Here is an 11,080-nt window from a genome sequence, read left to right as displayed (position 1 = left end):
TATACTGAAACTATATGCAGTTTTTGACGTTTTTTTTGTGAGCATACAGGGGGCAAGGGATGTTGCTTAAAAAGGGAAACTCTCTACGACGTTTGGCGCTGAGTGGCGCTATCGCCTGTAGTCTTGTGTCGTCGTTTTCCGCATCGGCCACCGTAGCGGCGTTACCAGTGGCATCAGCAGGCATGTCCGTTGCGCAGAGCCGTTCTGAACTGCTGGCTGCGTTGCCGCGCGGCATGGATTTGCACTACCTGTCCACGCTGGCGCCGCTGTATGCGGCGAACCATATGCAGCCGATGTGGCAGGATCGCGAAGCCGTTCAGCAGTTTCAGCAGCAGCTGGCCGAGCTGGCGATGTCCGGCGTGCAGCCGCAGTTCACCCAGTGGGTGAAGATGTTGACCGATCCGGCGCTCAATGAAGTGGGCCGCGATGTGGTGTTGTCCGATGCGATGCTGGGCTATTTGCAGTTCGTGTCCGCGATCGGCGCCAACGGCAACAACTGGCTGTACAGCAATATTCCCTACAAGCTTGGCTTGCCGCCCACCGCAGTGATTAATCAGTGGCAGCTGGCGGTGCGCCAGGCGCGTACCCTGAGCTACGTGAATTCGCTCGCGCCGCAACATCCGCAATACGCCAAGATGCATCAGGCGCTGCGCGACTTGCTGGCGGACAATCGCCCTTGGCCCCAGGTGGGCAGTGGCCCGAGCCTGCGCCCAGGCCAAATGAGCAATGATATCCCGGCGCTGCGTGAGATCCTGACGCGCACTGGTATGCTGGCCACCTCGGCGCCGGAAGCGGAAGCGGAACCGGCGGTGGTCTCGGCGAAGAGCAATGAGCCCGACGACGGCGGGCTGACGGTAGACGAAGAGAAAAGCCGCGTGACGGTCAGCCCATCGGCGGCGCCGGTGACGGAGCTGACCGCGGAACAGACGCCGCCGCAGATCGGCAGCGTGGTGAGCGACAATCTCTATACCGACGAGCTGGCGGAGGGCGTCAAGCGCTTCCAGAAATGGCAGGGGCTGACGGCGGACGGCGTGATCGGCGTACGCACTCGCGAGTGGCTCAACGTGTCACCGAAAACCCGTGCCGCGCTGTTGGCGTTGAATATCCAACGTCTGCGAATTTTACCGGGGCATGTCGGCACCGGCATTATGGTGAACATTCCCAATTACTCGCTGACCTACTATCAGAACGGCAACGAAGTGTTGTCCTCCCGCGTTATCGTCGGGCGGCCGAGCCGCAAGACGCCGCTGATGAGCAGCGCGTTGAACAACGTGGTGGTCAACCCGCCTTGGAACGTGCCGACCACGCTGGTGCGTGAGGATATCGTGCCGAAGGCGATGCGCGACGGTAACTATTTCCAGAAACATGGCTATACCGTGCTGTCGGGCTGGAGCAACGATGCAGAAGTGATCAACCCGTCTATGATCGACTGGAGCATGGTCTCTGCGCGTAACTTCCCGTATCGCGTCCGTCAGGCGCCGGGGGCGACCAACTCGCTGGGGCGCTTCAAGTTCAATATGCCGAGCTCGGACGCCATCTACCTGCACGATACTCCGAACCACAGCCTGTTCCAGAAAGACATCCGCGCGCTCAGCTCCGGCTGCGTGAGGGTGAATAAGGCGTCCGATTTGGCGAATATGCTGCTGCAGGACGCCGGCTGGAACAACAGCCGCGTGTCTTCCACGCTGAAAGAGGGGAATACCACTTATGTGAATATTCGCCAGCGTATTCCCGTAAAACTGTATTATTTGACCGCCTGGGTTTCGGATGACGGCCAACCGCAATTCCGTACAGATATTTACAATTATGATAATACGGTGCGATCGGGCGCACAAATTTTGGCTCAGGCCAAAAAATTAATGCAGTAAATGCAGTAATTATAAATAAATAACGGTCAGAATGTTTGGCTATACCGCAGGCCCCCGTAGCCGGGGGCCTGTAAACCTAGGCGTATCGCGGGTTGACTCAGCATACGCAGGCGGTTATGGTTCGGACAGTGCGCTGCTTTGTGCATTTATTTTGACATTCTTGCCGGGTTTAACAGAGTCATGGACAAAATTGATCATCACCGCCGTAAATGGCTGGCGCTAGGTGGCGCTGCTATGGGCATAGCGCTGCTTCCAGGGCAGGCGTTTGCCAGTCTTTCCACCGCTCGACCGCGTATTTTAGTGCTGAATAACCTGAATACCGGTGAATCTATTAAAGCCGAGTTCTTTGACGGCAAAGGTTACAATAAAGAAGAGTTGGTGCGGTTAAATCATCTGTTCCGCGATTATCGCGCTAACAAGGTTAAATCGATCGATCCCCGCTTGTTTGATCACCTTTATCGTCTGCAGGGGCTGCTGGGCACCAGCAAGCCGGTGCAGCTGATCTCCGGATACCGTTCCGTAGATACTAACAACGAATTGCGCGCACACAGCCGCGGCGTGGCCAAGCACAGCTACCACACCAAGGGCCAGGCGATGGATTTCCACATCGAAGGTATCCAATTGAGTAATATCCGTAAAGCGGCGTTAAAAATGCGCGCCGGTGGTGTAGGATATTACCCACGTAGCAACTTCGTACACATCGATACCGGCCCGGTTCGGACCTGGTAACCGCTGTGCCGTCAGTGAATAACGCCGCCCCTTGCGGAAGCGGCGTTATTGTCGTTGGAGCCTTATGAAATACCATCTTATTCCCGTTACCGCTTTTAGCCAGAACTGCAGCCTGATTTGGTGTGAAAACACGCAGCAAGCGGCGTTGGTCGATCCCGGCGGTGAAGCGGAAAAAATCAAAGCGGAAGTCGCGCAGCAGGGGGTGATGATCACTCAGATCTTGCTGACCCACGGCCATTTGGATCATGTTGGTGCGGCGGCGGAGCTGGCGGACCATTATCAGGTGCCGATTTACGGCCCGGATAAAGAAGACGCTTTTTGGCTGGATGGTTTGCCGGCGCAGAGCCGGATGTTCGGGCTGGAAGAGTGTGCGCCGCTGACGCCGACTCGCTGGCTGTCAGAAGGTGATGAGATGCAGGTGGGCGAAATGACGCTCAAGGTGCTGCACTGCCCCGGGCATACGCCGGGCCACATCGTCTTTATCAATGAGCAAGCGCGTTTGGCGCTGGTGGGCGACGTGCTGTTTAACGGTGGCGTAGGGCGCAGCGACTTCCCGCGCGGTGACCATCAGGCGCTGATCGCCTCTATTCGCACCAAGCTGCTGCCATTGGGCGACGATATGCGCTTTATTCCTGGCCACGGCCCGATGTCGACCTTTGGCCACGAGCGCCAGACCAACCCGTTCCTGCGCGAAGAGCCGGCAGTGTGGTAGCGATTATTTCCCGGCAGAAATAATCAAGGGCGCATAGAGCGCCCTTTTTTTATGATTTATGACCTGTGTCGATGCATTTAGAGCACGGCGACGATGGCTTCACACAGCGGTGCCATGTTGTCCGGCGTCATGCCGGCCACGTTCACCCGGCCTGAGTTCACGGCGTAGACGCCAAACTCTTCGCGCAGACGCAGCACCTGTTCTTTGGTCAGACCGCTGAAGGAGAACATGCCATTCTGCTGGATGATGAAGCTGAAGTCCTGTTGGGCGCCTTTTTCCTGCAGGGTGTTCACGAACAGCTGACGCATGCGGTGAATGCGCTGGCGCATGTCGGTCAGCTCCTGCTCCCACATCGCGCGCAGCGCATCGTTACCCAAAATGGTGGCGACAACGGCGGCGCCGTGTGACGGCGGGTTGGAGTAGTTGGCGCGAATAGCCGCTTTTACCTGGCTGAAGGCGCGCTCGGCGGTTTCGGCATCGGCAGCTACAATGGTGCAAGCGCCGACGCGCTCATTGTACAGACCGAAGTTTTTTGAGTAGGAGCTGGCGACAATCAGCTCTTGATGTTTGGCGGCGAAAATACGCAGGCCCTGCGCATCCTCTTCCAGACCTTTGGCGAAGCCCTGGTAGGCGAAGTCGAACAGAGGCAGCCAGCCATTGGCCACGGAAAGCTCAGCCAGCTGTGCCCACTGTTCCGCCGTTGGATCGATACCGGTCGGGTTATGGCAGCAGCCGTGAAACAGCACCACATCACCGGCCTGGGCCTGTTTCAGGCTGTTCAGCAGGCCGTCGAAATCCAATGCGTGGTTGGCGGCGTCGTAGTAGGCATACTCCAGGACTTCCAGGCCCACGGCGCTAAAGACGTTCTTGTGGTTCGGCCAGCTTGGGTTGCTGATCCAGATGCGCTTGGCGCTGGTCTGGTTGGCGATAAAGTCTGCCGCCACGCGCAGGCCACCGGTGCCGCCTGGCGTCTGTGCGGTGCGTGCGCGACGATCGGCGACGATCGGGCTCTCTTTACCGAACAGCAGCACTTGCGTGCAGCTGGCAAACGCCGGGATGCCTTCAATGCCGAGATAGTTTTTGGTGGTCTCATTTTCCAGCAGATACTGTTCAGCTTTCTTTACGCTGGTTAACACCGGGGTTTTACCGGTTTCGTCTTTATAAACGCCAATCCCTAAATTGATTTTATTCGGGCGGGCGTCGGCGCGGAAAATGTCGGTCAGGCCCAGGATCGGGTCGGCGGGTGCGGCGGTGATTTTTTCAAACATGTCAGGTGCTTCCAAATCTCGGAGTTAAGCAGACAGAAGCATCAGGGTAGCGCCAGTTATCGGCTTTGCCAACCGTTTGCGATAAAAACACCGCGATCTTGTGAACGGGAAGGATTCGACAGAAAAAATGATGGGGAAGGGGAAATCTGCAGGATAAAACGTTACCGGAAGACACAAATAAAAACAGGGCCGAAGCCCTGTTTTTTTAACTTAGCCGACGGTAAACCGCCGTTAAGCGAGACAACTTAGAACTGGTACACCAGACCAACAGCTACGATATCGTCGGTAGCGGTGCCGGTTGCTTTGGTGAACTCGTTGTCATCCAGCAGGTTGATTTTGTAATCAACGTAGGTGGACATGTTTTTGTTGAAGTAGTAAGTGGTACCAACAGAAACATATTTAACCAGATCTTGGTCAGAACCTACGCCTGGGACGTTCAGGTTTTTACCTTTAGACTGCAGGTAAGACACTTCTGGACGCAGACCGAAGTCGAACTGGTACTGAGCAGTCACTTCGAAGTTCTGAGTTTTGCTCGCGAAGCCACCGCACTTGTCATCGGTAGCTGCACAGCCTGCACCGAAGTTACCGCCGCCGAACGGGGTCATGTTACGGGTTTCTGCGTACATCGCCGCCAGGTAAACGTTGTTGGCGTCGTATTTCGCACCCACGGTCCATGCATCAGCCTTGTCGCCACGCTCGTTGGAACGCAGTTTCTGATCGTCGGTACGGTTGGAGGAAGCGTATGCAGCGCCGAAGCTTACGCCTTCGCCGATGTCATAAGTAGAGGAGATACCCCAGCCGTCGCCGTTTTGTTTCTTGACGTTACGACCGTCGTTCTGGTTTTTGCCCTGGTATTGCAGAGCGAAGTTCAGACCGTCAACCAGACCGAAGAAGTTGTTGTTACGATAGGTCGCAACGCCGTTGGTACGGCCGGTCATGAAGTTGTCGGTGTAGGTGTAGGTGTCGCCACCGAACTCTGGCAGCATATCGGTCCAGCCTTCCACGTCGTACAGTACGCCGTAGTTACGGCCGTAGTCGAAGGAGCCGTAGTCAGCGAATTTCAGACCGGCGAAGCCCAGACGGGTTTTGGTGCCTTCGGTGCCCTGAGATTCGGAGTGGTTAGCCTGGACGTTGTATTCCCACTGGCCGTAACCGGTCAGTTGGTCAGTAATCTGAGTTTCACCTTTGAAGCCGAAACGAACATAGGTCTGATCGCCGTCGTTACCTTTGTCGTCGGAGAAGTAGTGCAGACCGTCAACTTTGCCGTACAGATCCAGCTTGTTGCCGTCTTTGTTGTAGATTTCAGCTGCGTTTGCTGCACCAGCAGCCAACAGAGCCGGGATAACCACTGCAAGAATGTTGCGCTTCATCATTATTACCCTCATTGGTGTTATTCGGACACCTTTGCCACTGCCGCCAATAATTCTTTGGGAACTATTGTTGATAGATTGGTGTCGTCCTGTGTCTGAACGCAGTGTTCCATTCACAGGCGGGTTAATCTAGGACGAAAATGATACCAATGTCCCAATCAGGTTGCAAAAGGAAAGTATGTGTAACCAAATGTAATTTTTCGGGAACTTTGTGACGTGCGTCAATATTAAAAAATGCGAAAGGCCAGCGAGGCTGGCCTTTGTTTTGTAACGAAATCGTTTAAAAAACGAGTGATCGTATAAATTAGAAGCTTGCGTTACGTGGCGTGCGTGGGAATGGAATCACATCGCGCACGTTTTGCACGCCGGTGACATAGGCGATTAAACGTTCAAAGCCCAGGCCGAAACCGGAATGCGGCACGGTGCCGTAGCGGCGCAGATCGCGATACCACCAGTAGTCTTCTTTATTCAGACCCATCTCTTCCAGACGCTGATCGAGCACGTCGAGGCGTTCTTCACGCTGCGAGCCGCCGATGATTTCGCCGATGCCGGGTGCCAGCACGTCCATGGCTGCAACGGTTTTGCCGTCTTCGTTCATGCGCATATAGAACGCTTTGATGTCTTTCGGGTAGTTTTTCACCACCACCGGCGCTTGGAAGTGTTTCTCCGCCAGATAACGTTCATGTTCGGAAGAGAGATCGATACCCCAGGAAACCGGGTTTTCGAAGGTTTGGCCCGAGGCCAGCAGGATCTCAATGGCGTCGGTGTAGTCCACCTGGGCGAAATCGGAAGAAACGAAACGCTCCAGACGAGCGATAGCGTCTTTATCCACGCGCTCGGCGAAGAATTTCAGATCGTCGGCGCGTTCATCCAGCACCGCCTGGAACACATACTTCAGCATGCTTTCGGCCAGGCCGGCAACGTCGTCCAGCGTCGCGAAGGCCACTTCTGGCTCGATCATCCAGAATTCCGCCAGGTGGCGGCTGGTGTTGGAGTTTTCGGCGCGGAAGGTTGGGCCGAAGGTGTAAACCTTCGACAGCGCGCAAGCGTAGGTTTCGCCGTTCAGCTGGCCGGAAACGGTAAGGAAGGCTTCCTTACCGAAGAAGTCTTCGCTGAAGTCGACGGCGCCCTTGTCGGTGCGCGGCAGGTTTTCCAGGTCCAGCGTGGACACGCGGAACATCTCGCCGGCGCCTTCGGTATCGGAGGCGGTGATCAGCGGGGTGGACACCCAGAAATAGCCATTTTCATGGAAGAAGCGGTGAATCGCCTGCGCCAGCGTATGACGCACGCGCGCCACGGCGCCGATCAGGTTGGTACGCGGGCGCAGGTGAGCCACTTCGCGCAGGTATTCGATGCTGTGACGTTTGGCCGCCATCGGGTAAGTGTCCGGATCGTCGACCCAGCCGACCACTTTGATCGCGGTAGCCTGCAGTTCGAAGCTCTGGCCTTCGCCCGGTGAAGCGACGACTTTGCCGGTGACTTCAACCGAACAACCGGTAGTCAGATGCAGCACTTCATCCTGATAATTCGGCAGAGAATTATTAACGACGGCCTGTAACGGATCAAAGCAGGAACCGTCATAGACGGCCAGGAAGGAGATACCAGCTTTTGAATCTCTCCGGGTACGTACCCAGCCGCGTACGGTGACTTCACTGTCAACCGCAGCACGACCTTGCAGTACGTCGACTACAGGCACTACGCTCATAGATTTCTCTCTTTAATAATTTGGTTTAGAAATAGCTTACAACCCAAGAATATGGGGGTAATGGCTATGTTACTTGCCGCGGTGCAGAGCACAAGCAGAAATCATCGGATTGGCGCAACATTTATTGCGGCTGACTGAAAAGAGGGCGGTCGGGATAAAAACAAAAAAGCCGGCGCGTGAACCAGGCCGGCTTTCTTTCTATATAGAGGAGGTTCAGCTGGCTTTCTTCACCAGCGGCAGATCGAAGGCTTTGCGCAGGGCCCTGACGAAGGCTTGGTCCTGGCAGATGGTCTTGCCGGGGCTGTCGGAGAGTTTAGCCACCGGCTTGCCTTTGCATTCGACCAGCTTGATCACGATATTCAATGGCTTAACGCCCGGAATATCGCAGGTCAGGCGCGTGCCGATACCGAAGCTGAGATTGATGCGCTGATAGAAGTGGCGATAGAGCGCCAGCGCTTTTTCCAGATCCAGGTTGTCCGAGAACACCAGCGTTTTGCTCATAGGATCGATGCCCAGTTTTTCGTAGTGGGCAATGGCTTTTTCACCCCACTCGACGGGATCGCCCGAATCGTGGCGCAGACCCTGATAACGCTCGGCGAACTGCGGGCCGAAGTCGCGCAGGAAGGCATCCATGGTAATGCAGTCGGTGAGCGCGATGCCGAGCTGATCCGGGTATTCATCCAGCCAGGCCTGCAATGCGGCGCGCTGGCTGTTGGCCAGCACCGGGCTTATCTGCTGATGCGCCTGGAACCATTCATGCGCCTGCGTGCCGACCGGCGCCAGGCCGAGCTGATGAGCCAGATCGTAATTGCTGGTGCCCGACAGGTACGGGAATTCGGCCTGCAAGGTGCTGACGATGGCCTGCTGCACGCCCTGAGAGAAACGGCGACGGGTACCGAAGTCCATCAGCTTGAAGCGCGAAAGGTCGAGATCGCCCGCCAGCGCCTTGAACTGCGCCAGCTTGGTTTGCAGATGCGCCACCGCCTGTTCCGGCGTCGCCAGCGGCGAGCGCCGGCGGTGCACCACTTCACTGATCACCGCCAGCAACGGCACTTCCCACATGATCACTTCACGCCAGGGGCCGGCGATGCGGATGTGCAGTTTTCCGTCGCGGTTGTCGATGGTGACCTGCTGCGGATCGTAGCGGAACGTGCGCAGCCAGTTCAGGTAATCCTGACGGAAGAAGGGCAGACCCGAAAGATAAGCGAATTCGGCGTCGGTCAGCGCCAGCCGGCTCATCAGCGCCACCTGCGCGCGGATCTCGTCGGCATATTCGCCCAACAGTTCGTCGCCGCGGCAGCGGAATTCCGCCGCCACGCTGATCGCGGGATAGCGATGGAACACTGCTTGCTGCATATGAAGCTTATAAGCATCGGTATCAAGCAGTGATGTCAAAATCGGGGAAGCGTATTGAGTCATAGCGCGTTACAGCATCCTCGTCAGGCGCGTGTCCAAATCCGGATAATCATAAAAGTGGGGGTGGAGTATACCCGGATTATCCTGTTATTGAAGCTGCATCACACCATAAATCACCAAAGCGGGTCGAGGATTAAACGTGCCTTTATGACGGCCTGGCGGCGACGGGGAGAAAAAAAAGCCAGATATGCCTGTAAGGTGAATGACTTAGCCTAATTAGTCATAAAAATTATAATGTTAATTATTTTAAACAGCGAATCAGATAAAGCCGGCTTCGGTATGCACGCTGACCCGATCCTTGCCGCTCTTTTTGCAAAAATAGAGCGCTTCGTCCGCCTGTTTGATCGCCGCCTGCAGTGCGGTGAACGCGTTGACCGGCGCGATGCCGCAGCTGGTGGTGAAATGCACTTGCCGTCCGTCGGCCAGGTGTAGCGTCAGGCGATGAGTGCGGGCGCGCAATTGCTCCATGATGTCCCGCGCGTTGTCCAACGAACAGTTACCCAGCAGCACCGCAAACTCTTCGCCGCCGTAGCGGCAGAAAATGTCGCTGGCACGGAACGCGCGTTGCAGCAGGTGTCCGAATGCCACCAGCGCCCGGTCGCCCACGTCGTGGCCGTAGCTGTCGTTGAGCTGTTTGAAGTTGTCGATATCGATCAGGCAAAAGGCCTGCGGGTAGCTGCCGTCGCCCAGCAGCTGAGATTCAAGGAAGAATTTACGACGGTTGTAGATATTGGTGAGCGGATCGAGGAAGGAAGAGGCCTCGAGCTCTTTAATCAGCAGTTGTTTCTCGCTCTCCAGCGAGACCTTGTCCAACTGGTATTGCCTGAGCTGCTGAATGGCGTCGCTGATGGCGATCAGTTCCTGGCTGTAGAAGGCGTCGTTGCGATCGATATTCATCTCACCGCGCGACAGCCGTACGATATTGTTGTGGGTCTTGGTCAGCCAACGGTTGATGCTGGTGCAGAACACCAGCGCCGGCAAAATGAACAGCAATACCACCAGGCCGGCAAGTGCGATCATGCCGTAAATGGTCGTCTGGCTGTCGTAAATCTTGTGGCGCGAGGCGAGGGTTTCCAATTCGAAGCTGCGCTGATACAGCGCCTGCGAAAGCCCGCTCACATCGTCGACATAGCGCGAGATAAGCGCTGTGGGATAGGGCTTGTGGGTATCGATAGCGGTGTACAGCCCATCGGTAATCTGTTGAAGGCGTTCAGCGGACACCTGGGCGAGTAACGCATTGACGATGTCGGTGATTTGTCCATCGTCGTAGTTGATCTTCATGAAGATCAAGCGGGTGCTCAGGGCGTTCAGCACGCCGGTCAGTTGAATGGACTTCAGATAGGCGTCTTTGCGAACCAGCGGGCTTACATTGACGTCGATAATCTGATCGCTCAATTCCGTCAGTGACATATTCAGCCGGTTATTGAGACGGATGGCCTCGAGAAACATAAAGGAGTCGGTATCCACCATCCGGGTATCGTAGGTATAACGGTAATAGCTCTTGCTGGTTTGCGAGATGTAATAGGCGCTGTTGATGTTGAACAGATTAGCGTTGGTGTTATTGATCTGCGAAAGCTGCAGGTTGTCATTATCCAGCAACTGTTCCATCAGGCCGATCATCGACAGCGCGGCAATTTTTTGCCGAACCCCGAGCTGTCTGGCGACCTCATCGTCCAGATGTTCGCGGATCCGGGTGATTCTCTCGCGCGCCACCCGATCGGCGGCCAAACATTGCGCGCGGGTGATCTGAGGATCGATCAGGCTCAATCGTTTGAGACGGTGAGCCTGCAGCGCCGCCTGGAAGGCTTCGGAGATTTCTTTGGCGCGATCAATTTTGTACAGGTTGAGTTGGTTGTCGCGGTAATCGGTATGGGCTTCAAGCAGCTCATCGACGATGAACAGAGAGAAGGAGGTCATCAGGCACAGGGTAAAAAAATAGATTGCGTATTTGATTTTCATAGTGCGAGTCATCCCTGGGCCTGATGCCGCAATTATACCACCATGCCGCCTGA

The 11,080-nt window shown here is 55.8% G+C and carries 8 protein-coding genes; 3 read left to right on the top strand and 5 right to left on the bottom strand.

Going from position 1 to position 11,080, the window contains the following annotated elements; all coding sequences use genetic code 11:
* The first annotated feature begins 59 nt into the window (after positions 1–59).
* The 3 genes from ldtD to N6G83_RS09860 all read left to right on the top strand — a co-directional run bounded on the left by ldtD (position 60) and on the right by N6G83_RS09860 (position 3,309).
* Entirely contained in the window at positions 60–1,868 is a 1,809-nt protein-coding gene (ldtD, locus tag N6G83_RS09870) for a L,D-transpeptidase (protein ID WP_025302288.1), read from the top strand.
* Positions 1,869–2,048: 180 nt separating this feature from the next.
* Positions 2,049–2,597 (top strand): YcbK family protein, encoded by a 549-nt coding sequence (locus N6G83_RS09865; protein ID WP_025302289.1) that lies wholly within the window; start codon positions 2,049–2,051, stop codon positions 2,595–2,597.
* A gap of 64 nt (positions 2,598–2,661) precedes the next feature.
* Positions 2,662–3,309 carry an MBL fold metallo-hydrolase gene (locus N6G83_RS09860; RefSeq protein WP_025302290.1) on the top strand — a complete coding sequence of 216 codons (648 nt, stop codon included), beginning with the start codon at positions 2,662–2,664 and terminating at the stop codon, positions 3,307–3,309.
* A gap of 77 nt (positions 3,310–3,386) precedes the next feature.
* Here the strand turns inward: N6G83_RS09860 and N6G83_RS09855 are convergent, their stop codons facing one another.
* From N6G83_RS09855 to N6G83_RS09835, 5 genes are all read right to left on the bottom strand, one after another.
* On the bottom strand, positions 3,387–4,577 hold the full coding sequence (locus N6G83_RS09855) for an amino acid aminotransferase (RefSeq protein WP_043137645.1): 1,191 nt from the start codon (positions 4,575–4,577) through the stop codon (positions 3,387–3,389).
* A 245-nt stretch (positions 4,578–4,822) separates the two neighbouring features.
* On the bottom strand, positions 4,823–5,950 hold the full coding sequence (gene ompC / locus N6G83_RS09850) for a porin OmpC (RefSeq protein ID WP_043137642.1): 1,128 nt from the start codon (positions 5,948–5,950) through the stop codon (positions 4,823–4,825).
* A gap of 301 nt (positions 5,951–6,251) precedes the next feature.
* Positions 6,252–7,652, bottom strand: a complete 1,401-nt coding sequence (asnS, locus tag N6G83_RS09845; RefSeq protein WP_004928205.1) for an asparagine--tRNA ligase — start codon at positions 7,650–7,652, stop codon at positions 6,252–6,254.
* Between the two features lie 213 nt (positions 7,653–7,865).
* Positions 7,866–9,071, bottom strand: a complete 1,206-nt coding sequence (pncB, locus tag N6G83_RS09840) for a nicotinate phosphoribosyltransferase (protein ID WP_025302293.1) — start codon at positions 9,069–9,071, stop codon at positions 7,866–7,868.
* A gap of 255 nt (positions 9,072–9,326) precedes the next feature.
* A complete protein-coding gene (locus tag N6G83_RS09835) occupies positions 9,327–11,027 on the bottom strand; it encodes a GGDEF domain-containing protein (protein WP_025302294.1) in 1,701 nt (566 codons plus the stop codon).
* Positions 11,028–11,080: the final 53 nt, after the last annotated feature.

It is taken from the genome of Serratia sp. PL7, from assembly GCF_945957435.1.
Note: the sequence above shows the minus strand (reverse complement) of the source record. Positions and strands in the feature narration are given on the sequence as shown.